The following is a 26,279-nucleotide window of genomic DNA, read 5'->3' on the forward strand; positions in this document are numbered from 1 at the left end:
TTACAACTTACCATTAATCAGGCGATCCCCTCGTTTGGTCAGTTCAATATTTCAGGCTATCAACAAGATTATTGGGGACTCGGGGGTAAAGAGCGCAGCCTCAGCGTAGGGTATAGTCATAGTTGGGAAAATGTGAGTTTTAGCCTAAGTTATTTACTGACACGAATGCCAGACAATAATAAGAACGATCAACAACTCTCACTTTCTGTCAGCGTTCCACTAGGAAAATGGTTACCTGGTGCGCATGTTAATTACAATAACACCAGCAGTAATAGCGGTCACACTTTAAACAGTGTGGCGCTTAACGGTACTGCGCTGGAAGATAATAATCTCAGTTATAGTCTGCAACAAAGTCATGGCGATCAAGGTTATGGTGGCAATACGTCACTCAGTTATCGCTCCAGTAAAGGCGTAATTGGCGCAGGCTGGAACTATGGTCAGGATCAACGGCAATTAAATTACAATATGCAGGGCGCAATTGTTCTGCATCCGTATGGATTAACCCTTGCTCAGTCTTTAGGTGAATCATCGATTCTGGTGCGCGCCCCTGATGCCAGTGGGCTGGGCATTAACAGAGGAACGTCGGTTTATACCGACTGGCGAGGATACTCCATCATCCCTTACGCATCAGCATTTCAGCGCAACCGTATCGCCATCAATACGCAAACCTTGCCGTCAAATGTTGAAATACCGGAACCGGTACAAGAAGTTATTCCTACGGAAGGCGCATTAGTCGTAGCCAATTTTTCAACGCGATATGGTCAGAAATTACTTTTAACCTTAATGCATAAAGACAAATTTGTTCCCTTTGGAGCCGTAGTCACTGCTAAAGATGAGCAAATTTCAACCCTCGTTGGGCGAAACGGTGAAACGTATTTATCCGGCGCACAAGCTAATCAAAAATGGCAAGTCAAGTGGGGAAAATCGGCCACTGAAAGTTGCCAGGTTCGTATATTACCAGAACTACTTCAGACACCGCAAAACATGACTAATCTTATTATTGCCACCGCAGCGTGTGATTAACATCATGAAGATAAAAATCATCAGTACTTATAAAGTTACAAGTCGTGAAGCGTTATTGCTGCTGGTTATTTTGATAGCAGCCTTTGTTCCTTCTCTTAGTTTCGCTAAAACATGTAGCTACACCAGTGGTGGACCGGCATTAGTTTCATTTTCTGATATTTCGATCAATTCTGAATACAATAAAAATACAGCGCCAGGAACCATAATTTTTGATCGAAGTTACCATTCCAGTCACTCAGGACAGATCACATGCTCAGATAATTATCCTGATTACAGTGAAGGGTTTGCCACTTCTCCTTCAACTTTAGTCGGCAGTGATATCTGTTTATTCAATGTGCCTTTGACTAATGGAAAAAATTCTGGCATCGGCATTAAAATATTTTACGATTTAAAGAATAATAATACCACCCCAAACAATTACTGCATGGAATACCCTAAACGCACCAGCACTGCAAATAAAAACAACTTTTCCGTTGAGGGTAATTTCCGCATACAATTAAAAGTCATCGGGGAATTACAGGGTGGTGAAATTGATTTATCTCGTTTTAGTAATGCTGGCATTTGGTGGAATAATATTGAGGCATTTTCTCTCGAATTTAGCAACACCATTATTAATCTTCACTCATTGAGCTGCGACCTGAACACGCCTGATGTTCCAGTTTCATTATCACCCGCCGCAGGAATTAATTCCGACACCACCTTCAAAGGGATTAACTCCACTTCGGCGCTGGTAGATTTTAATATCGGACTAACGTGTGATCCGGGAACCAATGTCGCCATACGTTTTGAAGGCGATACGGTAAGTGGAAGTAATAATTCAATCCTGAAGCTAACTCAACAGAATAATTCTGCCTCCGGGGTTGGCGTACAGATCTTAGATAAGAATAAAAATATTATCCCCCTTAATCAACCTGATTACGTTTTACAGTTAAGTAATATTCAGCAATCAGCCACGTCGTTGAATTTTAGTGCGCGATATATCCAGACAGAAAGTAATGTAACGCCAGGAAAAGCGGATGCGGATGCGACATTTTATCTTTCGTTTCCGTAATGAACAGCAATAAACCCGCGAACAGGTGCCGGAAGCATCCGGCACCTGGACTATTATTGCGGCGACAGTCTCAGCGACTCAACAACCTCAATCCAGCCATGCTCACTGGCGATGTTCTGCCCGTTCAGCCAGCGGCGCAGCATATTCAGTGCCATCATTGCGCACACTTCCTGACGGATAGCCAAGCTGTAGCGCGTAGTGCTGAAACGCACACGCAGAGCGAAAGTGCCGTCTGGTGTGGCTAGCGCAAAGTTGAGATGCTCGTTCTCGAAACCAGAAACAGCCAGTGCCAGCCCGGCAAAATGGTTGGCCCGCCGTTCTGTAATCCAGTGTGCAGTTTGCGCCAGAGTTTCTTCCTGTGAAGGAACCACTTCACATGCCAGTAATGGCGCACCTGCGCGCGCGAGTTGCAAAGCCAATAAACCACCGGTGAATTGCTCACTCAACGTCAGGCTGAACTGGCGACTTTGCAGTTCGCGACTGATTTGTGCAGGCAGTCCTTCTGTGCCTTCGAAAATCATGCTCTGCCCGGCGACGCGTTTAACGTCCAGCCACAGTTTTTCCATCGCCTGTTGCTCGCTTGCCGGTCCAGTGAGTTTCAATTCAATAATCGGCATGGAAGAGCGATAGCCCATCGTCACACCTGGCGGTAGTTGCAACGCATCCAGGCTTTGCGCCAGATCGCTTTCCGAACGACCAAAAGTTGTCAGCCGCAGACAAACCGGCGGCTGCGGCAAAGAAAAACGCTCGCGCAGGCGCGGCAGGATTTCATGCTCCACCATCACCTTAAACTCCGACGGTACGCCGGGGGTAAAGAATATCAGGCAACGGTTAAGCTGCACGGCAAAACCACAAGCGGTGCCTACCGGGTTATTGATAAATTCAGCACTGGCTGGCAGCTCCGCCTGTTTGCGGTTGCTCGGCGCCATTACGCGACCACGTTCGCGGAAATAGCGTTCCATCTCATTGAGCCAGGCTTCATGAAGAACCAGGCTTTCACCTTTGGCTGTCGCTGCGGCGAGTGCGCTTAAATCATCACTGGTCGGCCCCAGTCCGCCATTGACGATCAGCACATCGGCGTGCTGACTACGTTCGCGCAGAATGGTCACTAAATCATCAAGGTTATCGCCCACTGTATTGCGGCGAGATAATGGCAATCCCTGGTGAAAGAAAAAATCCGCCAGCCAGGCAGCGTTAGTGTCAACGATTTGCCCGTGTAACACTTCATCCCCGGTGGATAACATTTCCACTTTTAACATGGTTATCTCCTGCTTTTGTTATCGAATCACTATAACGCAAAGGGAGATAAGGCGTAGTAAGAAACTGAATGGCGCGGCAGAACGCCGCGCCGGAAGGCATCAGAAACTGGCGTTAACCCCGACATACGGGCCGTCAGCCACGGCGTTGTCGCGGTTACCGTCTTTACCCGACAGATTCAGGTAGCGATAACCCGCCTCAATACTGACTGGACGCATAATGGTGTAACGCGCGCCAGCATTCGCTTCTTCATAACTTTTAATACCGCTGGAGAGCGAATCCGGAGAGTAGTAATACTCACCAAACAGACGGAAGCTATCGCCAATTTGCCACTGCAAGCCACCGCCTACCGCTGCGGCATAGCCTTCATCGCCGTCGTTCGGGTTGGTGTAAACGCCTTTACCGCCCACAGTTGCCATTAACGGTCCCAGCGGCAGATTCAATCCCAGACCAACGCCCGCGACGTCACCGTCGTCATCGTTATGTGTCCAGTTACCGCTTAATGCCAGACCGGTCGATTCAGTACCGAAACCGACGCCAATATTGGTATATTCTTTTCCCGCCTGACCGCTAATGCTTATCGCATTTGCCGATGCAGAAACCAATAGCATTCCAGCCAGAACTGGCAGCGCAAATTTTTTCATTTTTACCTTTTCCCGCAAGAAGATAATTAAAAGTCCCCAAAGCTGCGGGATTGTACTGCCTGACACAGAGGATTCAATGCGTGAAAAAAGCGATCTGCTAACTTATTGTAACTAAATACTTCTTGAATAATTAAGTGCAGAAAAAGTAGCCACCAAAAAGATGAAACCCAAAAAAACAATCACCATGATTATCATCGCAAAAAAGACCAATGCCACTTTCACGCGTTGATCCATTGCCGTATTCTTTTGTTTTATTTTTGGTGGTAAGGAATATTCCCATGCGTCAACGGACTATAGTTTGTCCCTTAATTCAAAATGATGGTGCTTATCTGCTGTGTAAAATGGCCGACGATCGCGGCGTTTTCCCCGGACAATGGGCGCTGTCTGGCGGCGGCGTAGAACCCGGTGAGCGCATTGAAGAAGCATTACGTCGTGAAATCAGAGAAGAGCTGGGCGAGCAACTGATTCTTACTGACATCACGCCGTGGACGTTCAGTGATGATATTCGCATCAAGACATATGCAGATGGCCGCAAGGAAGAGATTTATATGATTTACCTGATCTTTGACTGCGTCTCTGCCAACCGTGAAGTGAAAATTAACGAAGAGTTTCAGGAATACGCATGGGTAAAACCTGAAGATCTTGCTCACTATGATTTGAATGTCGCCACTCAGAAAACATTACGTTTGAAAGGTCTGATGTAACAGTAATGACAGCCATTATTGGCTGTCATATTAACAAATCACCGATTAACAAACTCACCATCCAGTAAAACGTTGCCTTTTTCCACATGCATTACCAACCCATCCAGATAATCTGGTTTAAATGTCACGTTTCGTTTATCTTTTGCGATATAGGTCAGACAATGGTTATGGGTGAAAATAACGATATTTTTATCTGGAGCTTTGCTTTGCAACTCCTTAATTGTGCTATAAATCTCATTTCTACATTGTAAAAACCGTTTATCTACCGTCAGTTTTTTTCCAGCAGAAAACCAGGTCGCTGATTGAATAGTCCGAACGGCATTACTGGAATAAAGATCGAAATCAGGGATGTCCGCGCTAAAAGCTTTGCCCAGTTCACGGGCATTCTGAGCACCTTTCACCGTAATGCCTGTTTTGTCTGACAAGCATTGATTAGAGGAGCGATCGCAGCGTTCCGCATGGCGAAACAGAACCACAACCGGATGCTGCTGCGCTAATCTGGCCAGCGTTTTATTGTCGATACGCGGCAAACCATTACTGCTCCAGGCAGCATGTGTACCCAGCCCCACAATCGCCCCAAGCGCCAGTAAAATGTAGATATATTTTTTAGACTTCAACGAAGTCCCGCTAAAAGCTAACACTTAAGCTCCACCTATAGACAAGCGTAGCCAGCTAAATGACCGCGAAAACAAACGACATTTTCACCGGTAAATAGTGGCTGGGATAGTATTAAAACATTACGATGCACGCAAAATGCCTTAAATCTTGTCAAATTAAAAGCCTGAATAAGATACAAAAACAAAAAAAATAATATTTAAGCCTTATATTCATTCCTTAAGGTTAAATTAATATTCTACCCTTAGAATTTCATTCCAAATGGCAAAATACACATAACGTTCCCTATGACAGATATTAGCGAATAACAGGGAAAGGTATTCAATGGCCGAAGGAAAAACGATGTCAGACTTTTTACCTTTTTCGCGTCCGGCAATAGGCGCGGAAGAACTCGCTGCAGTTCAAGAGGTTTTCGAATCCGGTTGGATAACCACTGGCCCGAAGAATCAAGCACTGGAAGCGGCCTTTTGCCAGTTGACAGGAAATCAACATGCCATCGCAGTCAGCTCGGCCACTGCTGGAATGCATATCACGCTGATGGCGCTGGGGATTGGCGCTGATGATGAAGTCATCACCCCCTCCATGACCTGGGTTTCAACCCTCAATATGATCTCCCTGTTGGGCGCAACGCCGGTGATGGTGGACGTTGATCGCGATACGCTGATGATCACGCCTGAAGCGATCGAAGCGGCCATTACGCCCTACACCAAAGCGATTATCCCGGTGCATTATGCCGGAGCGCCAGCAGATATTGACGCCATTCGCGCCATTGCTGAACGCCACGGTATCGCGGTCATTGAAGATGCCGCCCACGCCGTCGGTACGTATTACAAAGGTCAGCATACTGGTGCAAAGGGCACCGCTATTTTTTCGTTTCACGCCATCAAAAATATTACCTGCGCGGAAGGCGGCCTGATTGTTACCGATAATGAAAACCTCGCCCGCCAGTTACGTATGTTGAAATTTCATGGTCTGGGTGTCGATGCATACGACAGACAAACCTGGGGCCGCACACCGCAGGCTGAAGTATTAACGCCAGGCTATAAGTACAATCTGACCGATATTAACGCTGCGATAGCTCTGACGCAGTTGAATAAATTAGAGCAACTAAATACTCGCCGTCGCGACATTGCCCTGCAATATCAGCAAGCACTGGCAACTCTCCCTTTCCAGCCTTTAAGCGTTCCTGCATGGTCACACGTTCACGCCTGGCATCTGTTTATCATTCGTGTTGATGAACAACGTTGTGGTATCAGCCGCGATGCTCTGATGGAAGCGTTAAAAGAAAGAGGCATTGGAACCGGGTTACATTTCCGCGCCGCCCACACGCAAAAATATTATCGCGAGCGTTTTCCAACGCTGTCGTTGCCGAATACGGAATGGAATAGCGAACGCATCTGTTCGTTGCCGCTGTTCCCGGATATGACCACCGCCGATGCCGATCGCGTCATCACTGCCCTTCAGCAACTCGCAGGACAATAAGCCATGTTTGAAATCCACCCTGTTAAGAAAGTCTCGGTGGTTATTCCCATTTATAACGAGCAGGAAAGTTTACCGGAATTAATCAGGCGCACCACCGCAGCTTGTGAATCACTGGGCAAAGAGTATGAAATACTGTTGGTTGATGACGGCAGTAACGACAACTCCGCACAAATGCTGGTCGATGCCTCACAAGCGGAGGGCAGCCATATTGTGTCTATTTTGCTTAACCGCAATTACGGACAACATTCGGCAATTATGGCGGGATTCAGTCACGTTACCGGCGACTTAATCATTACTCTTGATGCCGATCTCCAGAATCCACCAGAAGAAATCCCCCACCTGGTGGAAAAAGCCGATGAAGGTTACGACGTGGTAGGGACTGTGCGCCAGAATCGCCAGGACAGCTGGTTTCGTAAAACCGCCTCGAAGATGATTAACCGGCTTATCCAGCGCACCACCGGCAAAGCGATGGGCGACTACGGCTGTATGCTGCGCGCTTATCGCCGGCATATTGTCGATGCGATGTTGCACTGCCATGAACGCAGCACCTTTATTCCTATTCTGGCGAATATCTTTGCCCGCCGCGCCATTGAAATTCCAGTGCATCATGCCGAGCGTGAGTTTGGTGAATCCAAATACAGCTTTATGCGCCTGATTAATTTGATGTACGACCTGGTGACCTGCCTTACCACTACGCCGCTACGTATGCTGAGCCTGCTCGGCAGCATTATTGCGATTGGAGGTTTTAGCATTGCGGTGCTGCTGGTGATTTTACGCCTGACCTTCGGACCACAATGGGCGGCTGAAGGAGTCTTTATGCTGTTTGCCGTGCTGTTTACCTTTATTGGCGCTCAGTTTATCGGCATGGGCTTGCTCGGTGAATATATCGGCAGGATCTACACCGATGTCCGCGCCCGCCCCCGCTATTTTGTTCAGCAAGTTATCCGTCCATCCAGCAAGGAAAATGAATAATGAAAACCGCCGTTTTTGCCTATCACGATATGGGATGCCTGGGCATTGAAGCCTTGCTGGCTGCCGGTTACGAAATTAGCGCCATTTTTACTCATACCGATAATCCTGGCGAAAAAGCGTTTTATGGTTCGGTGGCTCGTCTGGCGGCGGAAAGAGGCATTCCGGTTTACGCGCCGGATAACGTTAACCATCCGCTGTGGGTAGAACGCATAGCCCAACTGTCACCTGATGTGATTTTCTCTTTTTATTATCGACATTTGATCAGCGACGAGATTTTGCAGCTTGCTCCCGCAGGCGCATTTAATCTGCATGGTTCGCTGTTACCGAAATATCGTGGTCGCGCGCCGCTGAACTGGGTGCTGGTGAACGGTGAAACGGAAACGGGCGTTACGTTGCACCGAATGGTGAAGTGTGCCGATGCCGGGGCCATTATTGCCCAGCTACGCGTTACCATTGCGCCGGATGATATTGCCATTACGCTACATCATAAATTGTGCCACGCCGCGCGTCAGTTACTGGAACAGACGTTACCCGCTATTAAACACGGTAATATTCTGGAAATCGCCCAGCGTGAGAACGAAGCCACCTGTTTTGGTCGCAGAACACCGGAGGACAGCCGCCTCGAATGGCATAAACCGGCTTGTGAACTCCACAACATGGTGCGTGCCGTTGCCGATCCCTGGCCTGGCGCCTTTAGCTATGTTGGCAATCAGAAATTTACAGTCTGGTCGTCCCGCGTTCATTCCCTTACTACTGCCGCACAGTCGGGCAGCGTGATTTCTGTTTCACCGCTGTTGATTGCCTGTGGTTATGGCACGCTGGAAATCGTCACCGGACAGGCGGGCGACGGCATTACCATGCAAGGCTCACAATTAGCGCAAACGCTGGGGCTGGTGCAAGGTTCACGATTAAATAGCCAATCAACCTGCGCTGCCCGACACCGTACCCGGGTACTCATCCTCGGGGTGAATGGCTTTATTGGTAACCATCTGACAGAACGCCTGCTGCGCGAAGATCATTATGAAGTTTACGGTCTGGATATCGGCAGCGATGCGATAAGCCGTTTTCTGAATCATCCGCGTTTTCACTTTGTCGAAGGCGATATCAGTATTCATTCCGAATGGATTGAGTATCACGTCAAAAAATGTGATGTCGTCTTGCCGCTGGTGGCGATAGCCACACCGATTGAATATACCCGCAACCCGCTGCGCGTATTTGAACTCGATTTTGAAGAGAATCTGCGCATTATCCGTTATTGCGTGAAGTACCGTAAGCGAATCATCTTCCCGTCGACTTCAGAAGTTTATGGGATGTGTAGCGATAAATACTTCGATGAAGACCATTCTAATTTAATCGTCGGCCCGGTGAATAAACCTCGCTGGATTTATTCGGTTTCAAAACAATTACTTGATCGGGTGCTCTGGGCGTATGGCGAAAAAGAAGGTTTACAGTTCACCCTCTTCCGTCCGTTTAACTGGATGGGGCCAAGGCTGGATAACCTGAATGCAGCGCGAATTGGCAGTTCGCGCGCTATTACGCAACTCATTCTCAACCTGGTGGAAGGTTCACCGATTAAGCTGATTGATGGCGGAAAACAAAAACGCTGCTTTACTGATATTCGGGATGGCATTGAAGCGTTATACCGCATTATCGAAAATGCGGGAAATCGCTGCGACGGCGAAATTATCAACATTGGCAATCCTGATAACGAAGCGAGCATTGAGGAACTGGGCGAGATGCTGCTGGCGAGCTTCGAAAAACATCCACTGCGCCATCACTTCCCACCGTTTGCGGGCTTTCGGGTTGTCGAAAGTAGCAGCTACTATGGCAAAGGATATCAGGACGTAGGGCATCGTAAACCGAGCATCCGCAATGCCCACCGCTGCCTGGGCTGGGAACCGAAAATTGATATGCAGGAAACCATCGACGAAACACTGGATTTCTTCCTGCGCACTGTCGATCTTACGGAAAAATGATCATGACCAAAGTGGGCTTACGCATTGATGTCGATACCTTTCGTGGCACCCGTGAAGGCGTGCCGCGTCTTCTGGAAATCTTGAGTAAGCATAATATTCAGGCCAGCATTTTTTTCAGCGTCGGCCCGGACAATATGGGTCGCCATCTCTGGCGGCTAGTGAAACCACAGTTTTTGTGGAAGATGCTGCGCTCAAACGCGGCATCGCTTTATGGCTGGGATATTTTACTGGCCGGTACGGCATGGCCAGGTAAAGAGATTGGTTATGCCAACGCCGATATCATTCGCGAAGCGGCTAAATACCACGAAGTCGGCCTACACGCCTGGGATCACCATGCCTGGCAAGCCCAAAGCGGTAACTGGGATCGCCAAACGATGGTCAACGATATTGCACGTGGTCTTCGCACCCTTGAAGAGATTATCGGCCAACCGGTAACCTGTTCTGCCGCTGCGGGCTGGCGTGCCGACCAGCAGGTGATCGAAGCAAAAGAAGCGTTCCATTTGCGCTACAACAGCGATTGTCGTGGGGCGATGCCGTTTCGTCCATTGCTCGAATCAGGAAAACCCGGTACTACGCAAATTCCGGTGACCTTACCCACCTGGGATGAAGTGATTGGTCGGGATGTGAAAGCGGAAGATTTTAATGGCTGGCTACTCAACCGCATCCTGCGAGATAAAGGCACGCCGGTTTATACCATTCATGCAGAAGTTGAAGGCTGCGCTTATCAGCATAATTTTGTGGATCTCCTGAAACGTGCTGCCCAGGAAGGCGTGACATTTTGCCCTTTAAGCGAACTGTTATCAGAAACGTTGCCGCTCGGACAAGTTGTTCGCGGAAGTATTGCCGGACGTGAAGGCTGGCTGGGTTGCCAACAAGCTGCGGGAATGCTTCCATGAAATCCGTTCGCTATTACGTAGCATTCTTTGCGTTTATCATCGTCTATTATCTCTTGCCGATTAATTATCGTCTGCTCTGGCAACCTGATGAAACACGTTATGCGGAAATCAGTCGGGAAATGCTGGCTTCCGGCGACTGGATTGTGCCCCATCTGTTAGGGCTACGTTATTTCGAAAAACCCATTGCCGGATACTGGATTAACAGCATTGGGCAATGGCTATTTGGTGCGAATAACGTTGGTGTGCGGGCAGGCGTTATCTTTGCGACCCTGTTAACCACCGCGCTGGTGGCCTGGTTTACACTGCGCTTATGGCGCGATAAACGTCTGGCACTACTCGCCGCAGTGATTTATCTCTCATTGTTTATTGTCTATGCCATCGGCACTTATGCCGTGCTCGATCCGTTTATTGCATTCTGGCTGGTGGCGGGAATGTGCAGCTTCTGGCTGGCAATGCAGGCACAGACGTGGAAAGGCAAAAGCGTGGGATTTTTACTGCTGGGGATCACCTGCGGCATGGGGGTGATGACTAAAGGTTTTCTCGCCCTTGCCGTGCCGGTATTAAGCGTGCTGCCATGGGTAGCGACGCAAAAACGCTGGAAAGATCTCTTTATTTACGGCTGGCTGGCGGTTATCAGTTGCGTACTGACGGTTCTCCCCTGGGGACTGGCGATAGCGCAGCGGGAGTCTGACTTCTGGCATTATTTTTTCTGGGTTGAGCATATTCAACGCTTTGCGATGGATGATGCCCAGCATAAAGCCCCGTTCTGGTACTACTTGCCGGTCATTATCGCCGGTAGCCTGCCGTGGCTGGGGTTACTCCCCGGTGCACTGTACACAGGCTGGAAAAACCGCAAGCATTCCGCAACCGTCTATTTGTTGAGCTGGACGGTGATGCCGCTGCTGTTTTTCTCCGTCGCGAAAGGCAAATTACCTACCTATATTCTTTCCTGCTTTGCACCTCTGGCAATGCTGATGGCGCATTACGCTTTGCTGGCAGCAAAAAATAATCCTCTGGCGTTGCGGATGAATGGCTGGATTAACATCGCTTTTGGTGTCACTGGCATTATTGCCACGTTTGTAGTCTCCCCCTGGGGAGCAATGAACACTCCAGTGTGGCAAACCTTCGAGAGCTATAAAGTCTTCTGTGCATGGTCGATTTTTTCGCTATGGGCATTTTTCGGCTGGTATACCTTAACAAACGTGGATAAAACCTGGCCTTATGCCGCGCTTTGCCCGCTGGGGATGGCGTTGCTGGTAGGATTTTCAATTCCTGACAGAGTTATGGAAGGAAAACATCCGCAATTTTTTGTCGAGATGACACAAGAATCACTGCAGCCAAGCCGCTATATTCTTACCGACAGCGTCGGCGTTGCCGCTGGTCTGGCATGGAGCCTGCAACGCGATGACATCATCATGTATCGCCAGACGGGTGAATTGAAATACGGCCTTAATTATCCGGATGCGCAAGGGAGATTTGTCAGCGGTGATGAGTTCGCAAACTGGCTTAATCAACATCGTCAGGAGGGGATGATTACACTCGTGCTTTCGGTTGACCGCGATGAAGACATCAACAGTCTCGCCATTCCGCCCGCTGATGCCATCGATCATCAGGGACGTCTGGTGCTCATTCAGTACCGCCCAAAATGATCTGGATGATTTTAGTCTTTGCCAGCCTGCTTAGTGTAGCCGGGCAGTTGTGTCAGAAACAGGCAACCGGCTTTGTGGCAATAAAAAAGCGGCGCAAACATATCGTACTGTGGCTGGGACTGGCGCTGGCTTGTCTTGGCCTTGCGATGGTGCTCTGGCTACTGGTCTTGCAGAGCGTTCCGGTAGGCATTGCCTACCCGATGTTGAGTCTGAATTTTGTCTGGGTGACGCTGGCGGCAGTAAAACTGTGGCACGAGCCGGTATCGCTGCGTCACTGGTGCGGGGTAGCATTCATTATTGGCGGCATTGTGATCCTGGGGAGTGCGGTGTAATGGGGCTGATGTGGGGATTATTCAGCGTCATGATTGCTTCTGCAGCACAATTAAGTCTGGGTTATGCGGCAAGTCATCTGCCATCGATGACGCGGTGGCGGGATTTTATCGCGGCGTTTTTTGCTTTTGATACCGGTGCTCAGATTCTGCTGGTCGGATTGCTTGGTTATCTGATCTCCGTTTTTTGCTGGTATAAAGCGTTACATCAACTGGCACTCAGCAAAGCCTATGCCTTACTGAGTATGAGTTATGTACTGGTATGGATTGCTTCAATGGTGCTTCCTGGTTGGGAAGGGACTTTTTCACTGAAAGCGCTGCTGGGCGTAACCTGTATTGCGAGCGGATTAATGCTGATTTTCCTTCCCACGACAAAACAACGTTACTGAATTTTCCCAGCCGATTTACACTGCCGTTCCCACTCATCGGGGCTGTAACTGCTTGCCGAGAGGACTTTCACCGTGTGCAACTTTTCACGATTAATACAGTAAAGCGCATTCTGCAAAGGCGAGAGTAAATCCCCCACTTTCACGGCGAAGTCACTCTTCACTTCAGCGATCATTTTTATCGCGCCGCCAGCATCGCAGAGCATAATTACATGTCTCTTATCTTGTTTATCGCAACACGATTTTTTGACCAGCCATTCCATTGCATTATCCTGTTAACTAAGAGTTTTCACATTAAGTTACAGATTAACAGATAAACTCTTTATCAACGGCAATGGAATGGCAAAAATGAGAAGTGAAACGGATGTTCCATTACTGCTGGCGTTGAACCCACTCTTTCAACGCCTGGCGTGAAATTTTAATGCCGCCGTTTTTCAGTTCTGATGGCAACGTCAGCCAACGCACCGGTTGCTGAAAACGGGCCAGCTTATCTTTCACCCATTCGCTAAGATCCACGCTGTCCTGGTCATACTCCACCACAGCTACCGGGCGATGACCAAACTCCTTGTCTGCAACGGGGACGATAAACACCTGCAAAACCGCAGGATGTGCAGCAATAACCCGCTCCACCTCTTCCGGCTGAATACCTTCGCCACCGCTAAAGAACAGATTATCCAAGCGCCCGACAATGGTCAGTTTACCGTTATGCATCTCGCCGCGATCGCGCGTAGCGTACCAGCCTTCATCATTGAGCAGCGACACCAGTTGCCCGTTACGCCAGTAACCTTCTGCCATACTGGCAGCGCGCAACCATACCTCATCGTTAACAACTTTCACTTCCCGACCGGGCAGCGGCGAACCGACGTCTGCCAGACCGTCGGCTTCTTTCGCACACACCGTGGAGGCAAACTCGGTCAGACCATAGCCGCAAAAGCAACGAATACCCTGCTCGCGCGCCTGTTCCGTCAACTCGATCGGGATAGCCGCGCCGCCAAGTAACACCGCTTTCAGGGAAACGGAACTACGGTTAACCAGCAAACGCCAGAGCTGCGTCGGCACCAGCGAAGCGTGCGTACAGCCTGCCAGCATTTGCTCCAATGGCTGTTTATCACGCACCGTCATCCGCGCGCCAGCGTATAACCAGCGCCACATAATTCCCTGACCGGAAACATGAAATAGCGGCAAAGAGAGCAGCCAGTCATCGTGATCGCCAAACGGAATCAGCGATAACACCCCTTCGGCGCTGGCAAGATGAGCCTGATAAGTATGGACAGCGGCTTTCGGCAACCCGGTAGAACCAGAGGTCAACGTCATTGAGCACAGGCGTGTCGGCTGCCACATAGCTGCATATGCGCCCTCTCCAGCCTGAATTTGCAGCGACGTTAATGCCGGAAAGGTGTTCTCCCCTTCCGGCACCAGCGCAAATTGCAGCGTAAGATTGGGCAGCAACTCCTCAAGCAACGGCTGCGGAAGCTGTGGGTTGACGGGAAGCACCCGCGCACCGCATTGCAACAACGCAAGCCAGGCCAGCAGCGTTTGCGGCGTATTCCACGCCCGCAACATCACGCCGCTGCCCTCAACTACGCCCTGCGCCGCAAAGCCCGACGCTAATTCATCGACGCGAGCACAAAGCTCGCGCCAGTTGAGTTGCTCGTCATTGAGACGCAAGGCGATGGCATCTCCCCGCACCTGCCGCCAGTGACGCCACGGCCAGTCAGAGAAGATCATAGCAGCCGCTCCAGTGCATCTACTTCCACTAACGGTAGCGGGCTACCCGGCCAGCGACGAACCTGCTGCGCCTGCATCAGATCCAGCGTGTCCAGACCCGGAATGGTGTCTGGCGTTAACCAGGCCGCAATCCGCGCCAGTTGCGTTAAGCCTAAGCTCGACTCGATGGAAGAACTGATCACCGCCGTCAGCCCCAGCGCGTGCGCCGCCTGCACCTGCTCGCGTACTTTCTCCAGGCTGCCCGTGAGCGTAGGTTTGATCACCACCGCGCGCACGCCCTCTTCCGCCACAAAGGCAAAATCCGGCTCGCGCAGGCTTTCATCCCAGGCAATGGCAATGCCAGTTTCACGGGCAAAGGCGCGGGAATCATCGCGTGTTTTGCACGGTTCTTCGAGAAAAGCGATGCGGTCGCGATAATCCGGATTGACATATTTGGCAAACTGCTGGCTCTTCAGCGGCGTCCAGGCGCGATTCGCGTCAAGACGCAAATGCAGATCCGGAACCGCTTCCAGCAACAGATTCACTACCATGCCATCGCGCACGGCTTCGTACAATCCCACTTTGACCTTCGCCACTTTCTCGCCAGGCATATCGGCAAGTTTGAGGATCAGATCGTCCGGATCGCCGTTACACAGCGGTGCCGCACGGTAATTGGCTGCTTGCGGCAACGTATCAGTAAGCTCTGCCAGCGCGCAGCTCACGCCAAAGGCGACGGAAGGCATTTGCGGTAATTCGCAATCGCCTGCCAGCCAGTCATTTACCCAGGCAAGCAGCACGCTTTGCGCCTCTTCCCAGGTTTCCTGACTGAAGCCCGGCAGTGGGGAGATCTCTCCCCACCCTTCGCGCCCGCCATCGCGCAGGCAAACGTACAGCCCGTCGCGGGTTTTTAACCGCCTGTCGCGCAGAACCACCCCCGCGTCCATGGGGATCTGCCAGCGGTATACCTGCGCGCTACGCATTACGGATTCCGTTTAAATTTGCTGAAATCAGGCTGACGTTTCTGGTTGAAAGCATTACGACCTTCCTGACCTTCTTCCGTCATGTAGAACAGCATGGTGGCGTTACCCGCCAGCTCTTGCAGCCCTGCCTGACCGTCGCAGTCGGCGTTCAGCGCAGCTTTCAGGCAGCGCAGCGCCATCGGGCTGTTTTGCAGCATTTCGCGGCACCAGCGGACGGTTTCTTTTTCCAGATCCGCCAGTGGCACAACGGTGTTCACAAGGCCCATGTCCAGCGCCTGTTTTGCGTCGTACTGACGGCACAGGAACCAGATTTCACGCGCTTTTTTCTGCCCGACAATACGCGCCATATAGGAAGCGCCCCAGCCGCCGTCGAAGGAACCGACTTTCGGCCCAGTCTGACCGAAGATGGCGTTTTCTGCCGCAATGGTCAGATCGCACATCATGTGCAGAACGTGACCGCCGCCGATGGAGTAGCCAGCCACCATCGCGACAACCGGTTTTGGACAGGTACGGATCTGGCGCTGGAAGTCCAGCACGTTCAGGTGATGTACGCCGGAGTCATCTTTATAACCACCGTAGTCACCACGGACTTTTTGATCGCCGCCAGAGCAGAACGCTTTATCGCCTGCGCCAGTCAGAATGATCACGCCGATGTTATCGTCATAACGCGCATCCGCCAGCGCCTGGATCATCTCTTTTACCGTCAGAGGACGGAAGGCATTGCGCACCTGCGGACGATTAATGGTGATTTTTGCGATACCGTCGGCGGATTTTTCATAACGAATGTCCTCGAAACCTTCGGAACAGTCGTGCCATTCAACCGGTGCGTAAAGCATTGCTTCATCAGGATAAATCATATTGTGTCCTTTAGTCAGAAACGCAAGATCTGCGCCAGACTTGCGATTACGCCAGCGGGATTTTCCCGGTGCGCGTTATGTCCGGCGCGAGGAATGACATGGCAGTCAGCAGCCAGTTCCGCCGCCAGAGCGCGGAATTTGCTGTCACGTTCACCACATAAATAATAAAACGCAAATGTGCGGGCGCTAAGGTTAGCACGTAAATCAGGCTGGACGGACAATGAGGTTGCTTCCAGCATGGCGGCAAGGGTTGCGCCATTATTGTTGCTACGCAGCGTCACCAGTTCCCGGCGCTGCTCGTCGTTAAGCGAGGCAAAAACTGGTTGTTGATACCAGTCGGCAAATACTGCCGTTAATGGTTCTGTGCGAAAACGCTGCGCCCAACGGTGATCGGAACGCTGACGTTCCGTGCGTTGTTCAGCATTTTGCAGCCCCGGATGACCGCCTTCCACAACAACCCCACTCAGCCCCCGCATCCCCTGACAAGCCGCCATCATCGCCACGCGTCCACCGAGCGAGTACCCCACCAGCCAGTAGTTAAGTATGTTGTAACTAACAAGGGTTTTACGCAGTAAGTCGGTGACATCATCAAAACCATCGACGCTAATTTCCGCCGAACCGCCGTGACCTGGGAGATCAACATACAACCGCGAGTAGTCGGCAAACGCTTCGCCGACTTCCTGCCATTCGTGGCAATCACCGGAAAAACCGTGCAGAAAAACCAGCCAGGGTAAACCTGGCTTGCCGTGTTTTTCCTTCGCGTGCAGGATCATAAATGGCTTACCTGCGCCAGCAATTGCTGGAGGGTCTGTGCGCCATCGGTGTCGTTAACCACCATCTCAATCACGGTGGTGGTCGGGGTGCGCCAGGCGTCGGCAAGCGCCGCTTCAAGTTCCTGCCAGTTTTGCGGGCGATGATATTTCAGCTCAAACATCGCGGCAGCATGATCAAAATGGACGTTTTGCGGCATCAGATAGAAACGCTCGCGCTCGCTTGTCGGCGTTGGTAGCAGCGAGAAAATTTGCCCGCCGTTGTTGTTTACCACAATTAATACCAGCGGCGCGGAAACCTGACGCAGTAACGCCAGTGCGTTCAGGTCGTAAAGTGCGGAAAGATCGCCAACAATCGCCAGCGTGGGTTTACCGCTCGCCCGCTGAACACCTGCGGCGGTAGAGAGCAGTCCGTCAATACCGCTGGCTCCACGGTTGCTGTAAACCGGATAACCTGCCGGAAGTTGCGAGAGTGCATCAATCAGACGCACCACCAGGCTGTTACCGACAAACAGTTGCCCCTGTTCCGGCAGATAGTCGCTGATGCGGTGCGCCAGTTGCGCTTCACCAAATGCATCTCGGCGCGCCACAACCGCCTGCATTGCCTGTTCAGCCAGACGCGGGATTTCAACGCACCAGGGCTGGCGTTTTTCTGCCGGATGCAGTTCCAGCCAGTCGGCGATATTAGCAATCAGCCGACGTCCACGATGGTGCGCCGGGTCGAGTCGCCCTTCGATATTATCAACAATCCAGTACTCTTCCGGCTCACAACTTGCCTGCCATTGCAGTAACCGTTTGCCGGTCAGGCTGCTCCCCAGTTGCACCACAATCTGCGCCTGCTGTAACTCGCTGATCGCTTTGGCATTGCCTAACCAGAGATCGGCACACGGCAGCGGCTGCCCGGTTTGCGACAGCACGTCGCCAATCAGCGGCCAGCCAAGAGTTTGCGCCCACAGGGCGACTTTTTTGCCCTCTTCCGCACTCATGCGACCCGCAACGACCACGCCGCGCTTTTGCCGCCAGAAGAACCAGTCGCGCTGTTTTTCACTTTCCAGACGAGGCGCTTCACGCAGCCACGGTTTATTGTCCTGCCACCAGTCGCCCAGACGTTGTTGCCAGCTAAGCCCGGTGTCGTCCATCTCGCCATACAACGGTTCAGCAAACGGGCAGTTGATATGGACTCCGCCAGTATGCAAAGTACCGAGAGCATGGTCGATGGTAGATACCAGCCAGCGAGCGGGAATATCCTGGGTCGGACGCGGTAGTGAAATGCTATGCATGGGGTGAGAGGCGAACATTCCCGGCTGGCGAATCGCCTGATTCGCGCCGCAGTCAATCAGTTCTGGCGGGCGATCGGCGGTTAAGAGGATCAGTTTCTCTCCGGTTAACCCCGCTTCAATCAGTGCCGGATAGAGATTTGCCACCGCCGTGCCGGAAGTTACTATCACCGCCACCGGCTGTTTGCTGACCTTCGCCAGCCCCAGTGCCAGATGCCCCAGCCCACGCTCATCAAAATGGGTGTGGTGGATGAATGCAGAATTTTCCGCCGCCGCTAACGTTAACGGCGTAGAACGAGAGCCAGGGGCAATGCAGACGTGTCTGACGCCATGACGCGTTAATGCTTCCAGAATGACCGCCGCCCAGCGTCGGTTAAATGCGCTTACTGACATGAGTTTGTCCGGTATCAATATTGCGGCTAAGTATAAGGAGCTACAAAAATAGATTATTGATATGAATCGGTAATGATGCGACTCATTACTATTCCATTTGTAATAATGTTCGCAACCCTGCCGCTTTGTTGTCGATTTCCTGCCACTCCTGCTCGGGGTCTGAGCCTCGGACAATGCCTGCTCCGGCATATAATCGCACCACATTGTCACTGATTTTCGCCGAGCGCAGGGAAACGCAGAATTCGCTTTGTTGTAATGAGAGATAACCCGCAGAACCGGCATACCATTCACGGGTGAACGGTTCGTGCCGGGCGATGAACTGCCGCGCCAGATCGCGCGGTAAGCCAGCAACGGCTGCCGTTGGCTGTAACTGATGTAAACAGATCACATCATCCGCTTTGTTGAGTGAAGTCCAGATACAGCGGCGCAGATGCTGCACTTTACGCAGGCGCAGTACCTGCGGCGGTAACACATCCAGCGTCTGGGTATCGGCCTGCAATCGTTGGCAGATATCTTCCACCACCAGCATGTTCTCGCGCTGGTTTTTATCATCCGCCATCAGCCACTCACCCAACTGCTGCGCCTGCTTATCATCAGAATGATTTGCTACCGTTCCCGCCAGGGCTTCGGTACGCAGAGCTTTGTCTCGCCGCCGCCATAGCCGCTCAGGCGTTGAGCCAAGAAAAGCATTTTCGCCATCAAAGGCCATGTAAAAATGATAGCAGTTCAGATTGAGCCGCCGGCTGGCAGCCATCATCGCCGCTGCATTGACCGGACTTGCGAAATGCAGGTCAGTCGCCCGGGCAAGAACCACTTTGTCGAGTTCACCTTCGGCGATGGTTTTCGTTGCCAGTTCGATTAATCGCGTCCAGCCAGTTTTGTCCGGCCAGTGTTGTTCTTTCGTGGTGGTTAAACGTAACGCGGGCAAAGGTTTAATATTCGCCAGTGTGGCGATAAATTCTTTTGCCTTAACTGCATCGTGCTGAAGGGAATTTTCACTGAATAGCGTCAGCCGTAGCGTGGCTTTACCGCCACAGCGTCGCCATTCCAGACGTGGTAAAAGTAGATTACCCTGCGACGGGTCAAACGCATTCAATCCCCAGATGCGTAAGTCGGTGTGTTCCGGATACTGACGAAGAAAACGTTGCGCCTGCCCCAACGACGTAAAGCGGATGATTGCGCCCAGCACGGCTGCTTCTTCATCGCCATTACGTTGTTGCCAGTAAAATTGCGGATACGTTTGCTGACTGGCCAGCCAGCTTAAGGCATCAAAAGCGTCATTGAGAGGGAAAGGAATGTCGAAAACCCGAATGCCGGGTGTCGCCGGAATCTCTTGCGACAAATGGCGCAGTAGATTTCCCAGCGCCGTAGTAAGTGATTGCACGCGGACCTCTCCCTGTTAAAAGCCTCACATTATACGGGGTACTACAGAAAAAATGCAGTACCCCAGTGTAGGGAGGTTTTAACGGCGTGCCAGCAATAGTCCTAATACCAGTCCAACAGCCGCGCCAACGCCAATTCCCTGCCAGGGTTTTTCATGGACGTAGTCATCGGCGCGATAAACTGCCTGCTTCGCCCGATAGTAATAACTGTCAGAAGCCTGGCTTACCCTTTTTTTCACATCATCCAGCGCCTTTTCTGCACGCGCCTTTAGTTCAACATATTTTTGATCGGCGGGATCGCCAGAGGAACGTAGTACCTCGTCAAGTGTTTCACTCAGCAACGTCAGGTCGTCATCGATACGTGTATCACCAAACTGATTAGACATTCTCGTTCTCCATTTGCGTAAAACCTGCCACTAACTATAGACAACGGTTATCGATTACGCCTGAATAACCTCGCGCGCCATCCCGATATGCGGAATACCATCTTCCTCATAAATATCGGTCACAGGGATGAAACCAAATTGCCCATAAAAGTTTTGTAAATGCGCCTGCGCCCCCAGATAAATCGGCTTCTCCGGCCAGTGGCGAGTACACGATTCCAGCGCCTTACTCATCAATTGCTGACCAATTTTTTCGCCGCGTAAGGCTTCGCTGACAATCACCCGACCAATCACAACGGGTTGCAGTTCGTCGTCACTTTTCAGAATCCTCGCATACGCCACCAGTGTCCCGTTATGCCAACCGAGAATGTGGCGATTTTCTCCCACCAGATCGTCGCCATCGATATCCTGGTAAGGACAGTTTTGTTCCACTACAAATACCGCACAACGCAGTTGTAATAAGGCATAAAGCTGAGAAACGGATAAATCAGAATGATGCAGATCTTGCCAGTCGATCATGGAAGGCTCCTTTGTGCTGTTTGCTTTATACTAGCCGGAATATTTTCAGCAGCGTGATGAACTCATGGAATTAATTTTTTTAGGCACTTCGGCAGGTGTTCCGACCCGGACACGTAATGTCACGGCAATATTGCTTAATCTGAAACATCCGACGCAAGCCGGGCTTTGGTTATTTGATTGTGGTGAAGGTACACAACACCAGATGTTGCACACGGCATTTAACCCAGGAAAACTGGACAGGATTTTTATAAGCCATCTTCATGGCGATCACCTTTTTGGCTTGCCAGGATTGCTATGCAGTCGTTCCATGTCAGGCATTGTGCAACCATTAACAATTTATGGTCCGAAAGGTATCCGTGAATTTGTTGAGACAGCGTTACGCATTAGCGGCTCGTGGACGGATTATCCGCTGGAAATTGTTGAAATTACGGCTGGAGAAATAGTTGATGATGGACTGCGCAAAGTGACCGCTTACCCGATGGAACATCCACTGGAGTGTTACGGCTATCGTATTGAAGAACATGATAAACCAGGCGCGCTAAATGCTCAGGCGTTAAAAGATGCCGGCGTACAACCGGGTCCGCTGTTCCAGGATTTGAAAAAAGGCAAAACAGTCACGCTGGAAGACGGTCGGCAGATTAACGGCGCTGATTACTTAGCCGCGCCTACACCGGGTAAATCAATCGCCATTTTCGGTGATACCGGCCCTTGCGATGCCGCAATCGATCTTGCTAAAGGTGTCGACATAATGGTTCACGAAACGACGCTGGATATGGAGATGGAAGCCAAAGCCAACAGCCGTGGGCACAGTTCAAGCCGTCAGGCGGCGACTCTGGCTCGTGAGGCGGGTGTCGGCAAATTGATCATTACTCACGTCAGCTCACGCTATGATGATAAAGGCTGTCAGCATTTATTACGCGAGTGCCGGGCAATTTTCCCGGCAACAGAACTGGCGAGCGATTTCGCGGTGTTTCACGTATAATTTTTAATTAATTGATAACAGGGCAAAATCGCCCTGTTTCATCAGCCAATGACTCAGGCTACTTTTATATAAATCTATCAAGCCAACAATATATTTGAGCATGATATTTATCATTAATAGTGATAAATAACAGACTCGCCCATGTCCTGGTTTTATTCCCGGTATCGATTTCTCTGGCCATCTTAATTACTGGCAGCAAGATATCCCCGCCGTCATGATTACAGACACCGCTTTTTATCGTAATAAACAATATCACCTGCCCGGTGATACCGCAGACAGACTGAACTATCAGAAAATGGCGCAGGTGGTGGATGGTGTTATAACCTTGTTGTACAACAGTAAATAATAAAATTTTCTCGAGGCGGCTCCAGAAAAAGCAGCTTGTATGTTTTATTTCCCCCCGTCTGTTTTAAGATGCGCAAAAGGAAATCTGACGGGAGAAATAAGATGGGAATGATTGCGTATTTTGCGGAAATTAACTCAGAAAAGGCCAACAAATTGATTGAGTCTAATGAGAAATCTTTAATGGACGATATTCATGAAACGATTTCAGGCTCAAGGCGACTGGATATTGATAAACGCTGGGACTTTTTACATTTTGGCCTGACGGGCACCTCTGCTTTTGATCCAGCGAAGAATGATCCGCTGAGTCGTGCGGTGCTCGGTGAACATAGTCTCGAAGATAGCATCGATGGTTTCCTGGGATTGACCTGGAATCAGGAGTTAGCCGCCACTATTGACCGTCTGGAGGCACTCGACCGAAATGAACTGCGTAAACAGTTTTCCATTAAGCGACTCAATGAAATGGATATTTATCCGGGAGTGACCTTTTCAGAGGAGTTAGAGGGGCAACTCTTTGCTTCGATCATGCTTGATATGGAAAAACTGATTAGTGCGTATCGACGTATGCTGCGGCAAGGGAATCATGCGCTGACGGTTATTGTTGGGTGATGGTGTCAGGGCACCATAAAAAAACCGCCGAACATGTCGGCGGCTTTCTCAGCTTACTGACTGACGACTCACATCATCGGCATTGCCAAACGCACAATGCTAATCAGCGGTTGCGGCCATACACCCAGCACCAGAACCAGCAGGGCAGAGATCAGCACCACGATACCACCTGCTGTGTACTGCCAGTCTGACGGCGCATCACGGTTTGGCTGTTCTGAACCATGAAGGTACAGGCTCACCGCCACGCGCAGGTAGTAGTAGAGGCCGATTGCCGAACCGACAACCACGGCGCCCACCAGCCACCACAGGTGTGCCTGGACACCGACAGCCAGCACATAGAACTTACCGATAAAGCCCAGCGTCATCGGAATACCTGCCAGCAACAGCATCATCACCGTCATCACTGCCGCGAGTATCGGGCGATGCCAGAACAGACCACGGTAAGAGAACAGGGAATCAGCATCCGGGCCACGATACGGGCTGGACATCAGGCTGACCACGCCGAATGCGCCGAGGCTGCTGAACAGATAACCGGCCAGGTAAACCCCTACCGCTTCCATCGACATCTCGCCGGTTTGCAGCGCAATCAGCGCCACCAGCAGATAGCCGAGGTGAGAGATAGACGAGTAACCGAGCAGACGTTTGATGTTGGTCTGGCTCAGCGCCATCAGGTTACCGAAGATGATAGAGGCAAAGGCGATAATCGCCAGCACCACGCGAATCGCTTCGCTGTCACCCACCGGTGCGTAAAGGAACAGACGCATCACCACACCGAAGATAGCGATTTTACTCGCCGTCGCCAGGAAAGTGGAAACCGGCGCAGGCGCGCCCTGGTATACGTCTGGCGTCCACAGGTGGAACGGAACCAGAGAGAGTTTGAAGCCGAGGCCGACAATCATCAGGCCAAAACCTGCCAGCAACAGCGGCTCGTTGAGCATACCGTCGCCGAGGTTTTTACCCAGCGCGACAAACGACAGGTCACCAGACTGTGCATACACCAGCGCCATACCGAACAGCAGGAAAGAAGATGCTGCGGCAGAAAGGATGGTGTATTTGATACTGGCTTCCAGCGAACGTTTCTGACGGAAAGCGTAACCGACCAGGCCAAACAGCGGCAAAGAGATCAGTTCGATACCGAGGAACAGAGACGCCAGATGGTTGGCATTCGCCAGCAAGATCCCGCCCAGCGCGGCAATTAACACCAACAGGTAGAACTCGTCCTTGTTGTCGTTATAGCCTTCAAGCCACGGGTAGGCGAAAGTACAGGTGGCGAGGCTCGCCAGCAGAACCAGCCCGGTATAAAGCATGGCGAAACCATCAACGCGCATCAGCGGCGTAACGTCCATAGCGCCAGCCTGGCCGACAAACCAGAGCGAAACCAGCGCCGCGTTAAGCCCAATAACCGAGAGCGTAGCGTTGAGGAAATGATTGCGTCGCCACGCAATGGAGAGCATCACAACCACCACCGTCAAGCCGACGATCAGCAACGGTAGCAGTGCGATCAGGTTTTGTGGAGTTATTGTCATGGCGATTTACGGCCTTGTAGTAGTAACGGAATTAACAAACCACTGCTGGATATTGCCAATCGCGGAGTGCGAGGTATCCAGAATCGGCTGCGGATAGAAGCCCAGCAGTACCAGCAGCACCACCAGCAACAGGATCATAAACAGCTCACGCAGCGACATCCCTGGCAGTTCCTGGCTGGCAATCTGGCTTTTCGCTTTACCGAAGTAAGCGCGATGCAACATCGCCAGCGAATAAACAGATGCAAAGACCAGCCCAAAGGTAGAGATAACGGTAATCACCGGCACAACCTGGAAGCTGCCGAACAGAATCATAAATTCGCCGACGAAGTTACCGGTGCCTGGCATCCCAAGCGTTGCCACCGCAAAGAACAGCGACAGTGCTGGCAGCCATTTCATCTTGCTCCACAGACCGCCCATCATGCGCATGTCGCGGGTATGGATACGTTCATAGAGCTGACCGCAGAGAATAAACAGACCCGCCGCCGACAAGCCGTGCGCAATCATCTGAATTACCGCGCCCTGGTAGGCCAACTGGCTGCCGGTGTAGATAGCAATCAGCACGAAGCCCATGTGGGAAACCGAGGTGTAGGCGATCAGACGTTTGATATCGGTCTGAGCGAAGGCCATCCACGCACCGTAGAAAATGCCGATAACACCCAGCCACATAGCGATTGGCGCGAACTCTGCCGACGCGTTCGGGAACAGCGGCAGGGAGAAACGCAGCAGACCGTAAGCAGCGGTTTTCAGCAAGATCCCCGCGAGGTCAACGGAACCGGCGGTCGGTGCCTGGGAGTGCGCATCCGGTAGCCAGCCATGCAGCGGAACCACCGGCATTTTCACCGCAAAGGCGATGAAGAAGCCCAGCATCAACAGATATTCCACACCACTGGACATCGGCGTATTCAGCAGCTCTTCATAGTTGAAGGTCCAGACGCCAGTCGCATTGTAGTGAACAAAAACCAGCGCCAGGATGGCGATCAACATCACCAGACCACTCGCCTGGGTGTAAATGAAGAACTTGGTTGCCGCCGTGATACGCGTTTTACCGTCAGAGGCTTTATGCCCCCACAGTGCGATCAGGAAGTACATCGGCACCAGCATCATTTCCCAGAAGAAGAAGAACAGGAACATGTCGATGGCAAGGAACACGCCGATAACGCCGCCCAGGATCCACATCAGGTTGAGATGGAAGAAGCCCTGATATTTTTCGATCTCGTTCCACGAACAGAGTACGGCCAGCACGCCGAGCAAACCGGTCAGCACGACCATCAGCAGCGACAGACCATCAATGGCGAGATGGATAGAGATTCCAAAACGCGGGATCCACGGCATGTCGAATTCAGACTGCCACTGTGGAATTCCGGCGGATTGCGTCAGTGAATAACCGCCCTGCAACCACAGTTGCAGCGACAGCGCCAGCGTCAATCCCATGGTGATCAGCGCGATCCAGCGCGGCACCTTGACGCCAAAGCGTTCGGTCTGCCAGCACAGGAAGCCGCCGATAAAGGGGATTAGTATTAACCAGGGTAATAACATAGCTAAGTATGTCCCTTATATTTACTCCTGCT

Annotated in this window: 26 protein-coding genes and 1 pseudogene; 13 read left to right on the forward strand and 14 right to left on the reverse strand. The window is 51.3% G+C overall.

What is annotated here, in order from left to right; genetic code table 11:
• The coding region (locus EQY_RS0107990) for a fimbria/pilus outer membrane usher protein (protein ID WP_000686016.1) at positions 1 to 1,023 on the forward strand (1,023 nt) is incomplete at its 5' end.
• A 4-nt stretch (positions 1,024 to 1,027) separates the two neighbouring features.
• Positions 1,028 to 2,074, forward strand: a complete 1,047-nt coding sequence (locus tag EQY_RS0107995) for a fimbrial protein (RefSeq protein WP_138984111.1) — start codon at positions 1,028 to 1,030, stop codon at positions 2,072 to 2,074.
• A gap of 53 nt (positions 2,075 to 2,127) precedes the next feature.
• Here the strand turns inward: EQY_RS0107995 and EQY_RS0108000 are convergent, their stop codons facing one another.
• Both EQY_RS0108000 and EQY_RS0108005 read right to left on the reverse strand, forming a co-directional pair.
• A complete protein-coding gene (locus EQY_RS0108000; RefSeq protein ID WP_000921646.1) occupies positions 2,128 to 3,333 on the reverse strand; it encodes a nicotinamide mononucleotide deamidase-related protein YfaY in 1,206 nt (401 codons plus the stop codon).
• A 99-nt stretch (positions 3,334 to 3,432) separates the two neighbouring features.
• Positions 3,433 to 3,975 carry a YfaZ family outer membrane protein gene (locus tag EQY_RS0108005; protein ID WP_000712688.1) on the reverse strand — a complete coding sequence of 181 codons (543 nt, stop codon included), beginning with the start codon at positions 3,973 to 3,975 and terminating at the stop codon, positions 3,433 to 3,435.
• A gap of 278 nt (positions 3,976 to 4,253) precedes the next feature.
• Between EQY_RS0108005 and nudI the strand changes: the two genes are divergently transcribed.
• Positions 4,254 to 4,679 (forward strand): nucleoside triphosphatase NudI, encoded by a 426-nt coding sequence (gene nudI, locus EQY_RS0108010; RefSeq protein ID WP_001249882.1) that lies wholly within the window; start codon positions 4,254 to 4,256, stop codon positions 4,677 to 4,679.
• Positions 4,680 to 4,717: 38 nt separating this feature from the next.
• On the opposite strand, the gene ais is transcribed toward nudI, so the two are convergent.
• A complete protein-coding gene (ais, locus tag EQY_RS0108015; RefSeq protein ID WP_000879240.1) occupies positions 4,718 to 5,320 on the reverse strand; it encodes a lipopolysaccharide core heptose(II)-phosphate phosphatase Ais in 603 nt (200 codons plus the stop codon).
• 316 nt (positions 5,321 to 5,636) lie between these two features.
• On the opposite strand from ais, the gene arnB reads away from it, so the two are divergent.
• The 7 genes from arnB to arnF are packed head-to-tail and all read left to right on the forward strand — an operon-like array spanning position 5,637 to position 12,987.
• A complete protein-coding gene (gene arnB, locus EQY_RS0108020; protein ID WP_024212460.1) occupies positions 5,637 to 6,776 on the forward strand; it encodes a UDP-4-amino-4-deoxy-L-arabinose aminotransferase in 1,140 nt (379 codons plus the stop codon).
• Between the two features lie 3 nt (positions 6,777 to 6,779).
• The gene (arnC, locus tag EQY_RS0108025; protein ID WP_000461630.1) at positions 6,780 to 7,748 is read left to right on the forward strand and encodes an undecaprenyl-phosphate 4-deoxy-4-formamido-L-arabinose transferase; all 969 of its coding nucleotides are present in this window, start codon (positions 6,780 to 6,782) and stop codon (positions 7,746 to 7,748) included.
• A complete protein-coding gene (arnA, locus tag EQY_RS0108030) occupies positions 7,748 to 9,724 on the forward strand; it encodes a bifunctional UDP-4-amino-4-deoxy-L-arabinose formyltransferase/UDP-glucuronic acid oxidase ArnA (RefSeq protein WP_000845070.1) in 1,977 nt (658 codons plus the stop codon). The genes arnC and arnA overlap by 1 nt, the downstream gene beginning before the upstream one ends.
• Positions 9,725 to 9,726: 2 nt before the next feature.
• The gene (gene arnD / locus EQY_RS0108035; RefSeq protein WP_024212462.1) at positions 9,727 to 10,620 is read left to right on the forward strand and encodes a 4-deoxy-4-formamido-L-arabinose-phosphoundecaprenol deformylase; all 894 of its coding nucleotides are present in this window, start codon (positions 9,727 to 9,729) and stop codon (positions 10,618 to 10,620) included.
• Entirely contained in the window at positions 10,617 to 12,269 is a 1,653-nt protein-coding gene (gene arnT, locus EQY_RS0108040; protein WP_000844090.1) for a lipid IV(A) 4-amino-4-deoxy-L-arabinosyltransferase, read from the forward strand. Before arnD ends, arnT begins: the two co-directional genes overlap by 4 nt.
• Entirely contained in the window at positions 12,266 to 12,601 is a 336-nt protein-coding gene (gene arnE, locus EQY_RS0108045; protein WP_000638040.1) for a 4-amino-4-deoxy-L-arabinose-phosphoundecaprenol flippase subunit ArnE, read from the forward strand. Before arnT ends, arnE begins: the two co-directional genes overlap by 4 nt.
• On the forward strand, positions 12,601 to 12,987 hold the full coding sequence (gene arnF / locus EQY_RS0108050) for a 4-amino-4-deoxy-L-arabinose-phosphoundecaprenol flippase subunit ArnF (RefSeq protein WP_000523886.1): 387 nt from the start codon (positions 12,601 to 12,603) through the stop codon (positions 12,985 to 12,987). Before arnE ends, arnF begins: the two co-directional genes overlap by 1 nt.
• On the opposite strand, the gene pmrD is transcribed toward arnF, so the two are convergent.
• From pmrD to EQY_RS0108095, 9 genes are all read right to left on the reverse strand, one after another.
• Positions 12,981 to 13,247 (reverse strand): signal transduction protein PmrD, encoded by a 267-nt coding sequence (pmrD, locus tag EQY_RS0108055; RefSeq protein ID WP_000455127.1) that lies wholly within the window; start codon positions 13,245 to 13,247, stop codon positions 12,981 to 12,983. The two genes, arnF and pmrD, sit on opposite strands and share 7 nt — an antisense overlap.
• Positions 13,248 to 13,356: 109 nt before the next feature.
• Entirely contained in the window at positions 13,357 to 14,712 is a 1,356-nt protein-coding gene (gene menE, locus EQY_RS0108060) for an o-succinylbenzoate--CoA ligase (RefSeq protein ID WP_000577537.1), read from the reverse strand.
• On the reverse strand, positions 14,709 to 15,671 hold the full coding sequence (gene menC / locus EQY_RS0108065; protein WP_001255575.1) for an o-succinylbenzoate synthase: 963 nt from the start codon (positions 15,669 to 15,671) through the stop codon (positions 14,709 to 14,711). Before menC ends, menE begins: the two co-directional genes overlap by 4 nt.
• The gene (menB, locus tag EQY_RS0108070) at positions 15,671 to 16,528 is read right to left on the reverse strand and encodes a 1,4-dihydroxy-2-naphthoyl-CoA synthase (RefSeq protein ID WP_000639990.1); all 858 of its coding nucleotides are present in this window, start codon (positions 16,526 to 16,528) and stop codon (positions 15,671 to 15,673) included. The genes menC and menB overlap by 1 nt, the downstream gene beginning before the upstream one ends.
• 14 nt (positions 16,529 to 16,542) lie before the next feature.
• Positions 16,543 to 17,301 carry a 2-succinyl-6-hydroxy-2,4-cyclohexadiene-1-carboxylate synthase gene (menH, locus tag EQY_RS0108075; RefSeq protein ID WP_000600457.1) on the reverse strand — a complete coding sequence of 253 codons (759 nt, stop codon included), beginning with the start codon at positions 17,299 to 17,301 and terminating at the stop codon, positions 16,543 to 16,545.
• A complete protein-coding gene (gene menD / locus EQY_RS0108080) occupies positions 17,298 to 18,968 on the reverse strand; it encodes a 2-succinyl-5-enolpyruvyl-6-hydroxy-3-cyclohexene-1-carboxylic-acid synthase (protein WP_024212463.1) in 1,671 nt (556 codons plus the stop codon). The genes menH and menD overlap by 4 nt, the downstream gene beginning before the upstream one ends.
• An 88-nt stretch (positions 18,969 to 19,056) precedes the next feature.
• Entirely contained in the window at positions 19,057 to 20,352 is a 1,296-nt protein-coding gene (gene menF, locus EQY_RS0108085) for an isochorismate synthase MenF (protein ID WP_001191450.1), read from the reverse strand.
• 78 nt (positions 20,353 to 20,430) lie between these two features.
• Positions 20,431 to 20,736: a stress response protein ElaB gene (gene elaB, locus EQY_RS0108090; RefSeq protein WP_000070617.1), complete on the reverse strand. Its 306-nt coding sequence runs from the start codon at positions 20,734 to 20,736 to the stop codon at positions 20,431 to 20,433.
• 54 nt (positions 20,737 to 20,790) lie between these two features.
• Entirely contained in the window at positions 20,791 to 21,252 is a 462-nt protein-coding gene (locus EQY_RS0108095) for a GNAT family N-acetyltransferase (protein WP_000568146.1), read from the reverse strand.
• A 64-nt stretch (positions 21,253 to 21,316) separates the two neighbouring features.
• On the opposite strand from EQY_RS0108095, the gene rbn reads away from it, so the two are divergent.
• From rbn to EQY_RS0108110, 3 genes and pseudogenes are all read left to right on the forward strand, one after another.
• Positions 21,317 to 22,234: a ribonuclease BN gene (gene rbn, locus EQY_RS0108100; RefSeq protein ID WP_000419101.1), complete on the forward strand. Its 918-nt coding sequence runs from the start codon at positions 21,317 to 21,319 to the stop codon at positions 22,232 to 22,234.
• A gap of 145 nt (positions 22,235 to 22,379) precedes the next feature.
• Positions 22,380 to 22,580, forward strand: a pseudogene (locus tag EQY_RS0108105) (hypothetical protein); the annotation flags it as partial.
• Positions 22,581 to 22,681: 101 nt separating this feature from the next.
• A complete protein-coding gene (locus EQY_RS0108110; protein WP_000525338.1) occupies positions 22,682 to 23,185 on the forward strand; it encodes a YfbM family protein in 504 nt (167 codons plus the stop codon).
• Positions 23,186 to 23,253: 68 nt separating this feature from the next.
• On the opposite strand, the gene nuoN is transcribed toward EQY_RS0108110, so the two are convergent.
• The gene (gene nuoN, locus EQY_RS0108115; RefSeq protein ID WP_000156695.1) at positions 23,254 to 24,711 is read right to left on the reverse strand and encodes an NADH-quinone oxidoreductase subunit NuoN; all 1,458 of its coding nucleotides are present in this window, start codon (positions 24,709 to 24,711) and stop codon (positions 23,254 to 23,256) included.
• Between the two features lie 6 nt (positions 24,712 to 24,717).
• Positions 24,718 to 26,247, reverse strand: coding sequence for an NADH-quinone oxidoreductase subunit M (nuoM, locus tag EQY_RS0108120; RefSeq protein WP_000926452.1), 1,530 nt, complete (start codon positions 26,245 to 26,247; stop codon positions 24,718 to 24,720).
• Positions 26,248 to 26,279: the final 32 nt, after the last annotated feature.

Origin of the sequence: Escherichia sp. TW14182 (genome assembly GCF_000208525.1) — a bacterium.
Lineage (GTDB): Bacteria > Pseudomonadota > Gammaproteobacteria > Enterobacterales > Enterobacteriaceae > Escherichia > Escherichia ruysiae.

Coding starts and splice junctions, on each gene's coding strand:
- EQY_RS0107995 (WP_138984111.1), top strand. CDS start 1,028: ATGAAGATAAAAATCATCAGTACTTATAAAGTTACAAGTCGTGAAGCG.
- EQY_RS0108000 (WP_000921646.1), bottom strand. CDS start 3,333: ATGTTAAAAGTGGAAATGTTATCCACCGGGGATGAAGTGTTACACGGG.
- EQY_RS0108005 (WP_000712688.1), bottom strand. CDS start 3,975: ATGAAAAAATTTGCGCTGCCAGTTCTGGCTGGAATGCTATTGGTTTCT.
- nudI (WP_001249882.1), top strand. CDS start 4,254: ATGCGTCAACGGACTATAGTTTGTCCCTTAATTCAAAATGATGGTGCT.
- arnB (WP_024212460.1), top strand. CDS start 5,637: ATGTCAGACTTTTTACCTTTTTCGCGTCCGGCAATAGGCGCGGAAGAA.
- arnC (WP_000461630.1), top strand. CDS start 6,780: ATGTTTGAAATCCACCCTGTTAAGAAAGTCTCGGTGGTTATTCCCATT.
- arnA (WP_000845070.1), top strand. CDS start 7,748: ATGAAAACCGCCGTTTTTGCCTATCACGATATGGGATGCCTGGGCATT.
- arnD (WP_024212462.1), top strand. CDS start 9,727: ATGACCAAAGTGGGCTTACGCATTGATGTCGATACCTTTCGTGGCACC.
- arnT (WP_000844090.1), top strand. CDS start 10,617: ATGAAATCCGTTCGCTATTACGTAGCATTCTTTGCGTTTATCATCGTC.
- arnE (WP_000638040.1), top strand. CDS start 12,266: ATGATCTGGATGATTTTAGTCTTTGCCAGCCTGCTTAGTGTAGCCGGG.
- arnF (WP_000523886.1), top strand. CDS start 12,601: ATGGGGCTGATGTGGGGATTATTCAGCGTCATGATTGCTTCTGCAGCA.
- pmrD (WP_000455127.1), bottom strand. CDS start 13,247: ATGGAATGGCTGGTCAAAAAATCGTGTTGCGATAAACAAGATAAGAGA.
- menE (WP_000577537.1), bottom strand. CDS start 14,712: ATGATCTTCTCTGACTGGCCGTGGCGTCACTGGCGGCAGGTGCGGGGA.
- menC (WP_001255575.1), bottom strand. CDS start 15,671: ATGCGTAGCGCGCAGGTATACCGCTGGCAGATCCCCATGGACGCGGGG.
- menB (WP_000639990.1), bottom strand. CDS start 16,528: ATGATTTATCCTGATGAAGCAATGCTTTACGCACCGGTTGAATGGCAC.
- menH (WP_000600457.1), bottom strand. CDS start 17,301: ATGATCCTGCACGCGAAGGAAAAACACGGCAAGCCAGGTTTACCCTGG.
- menD (WP_024212463.1), bottom strand. CDS start 18,968: ATGTCAGTAAGCGCATTTAACCGACGCTGGGCGGCGGTCATTCTGGAA.
- elaB (WP_000070617.1), bottom strand. CDS start 20,736: ATGTCTAATCAGTTTGGTGATACACGTATCGATGACGACCTGACGTTG.
- EQY_RS0108095 (WP_000568146.1), bottom strand. CDS start 21,252: ATGATCGACTGGCAAGATCTGCATCATTCTGATTTATCCGTTTCTCAG.
- rbn (WP_000419101.1), top strand. CDS start 21,317: ATGGAATTAATTTTTTTAGGCACTTCGGCAGGTGTTCCGACCCGGACA.
- EQY_RS0108110 (WP_000525338.1), top strand. CDS start 22,682: ATGGGAATGATTGCGTATTTTGCGGAAATTAACTCAGAAAAGGCCAAC.
- nuoN (WP_000156695.1), bottom strand. CDS start 24,711: ATGACAATAACTCCACAAAACCTGATCGCACTGCTACCGTTGCTGATC.
- nuoM (WP_000926452.1), bottom strand. CDS start 26,247: ATGTTATTACCCTGGTTAATACTAATCCCCTTTATCGGCGGCTTCCTG.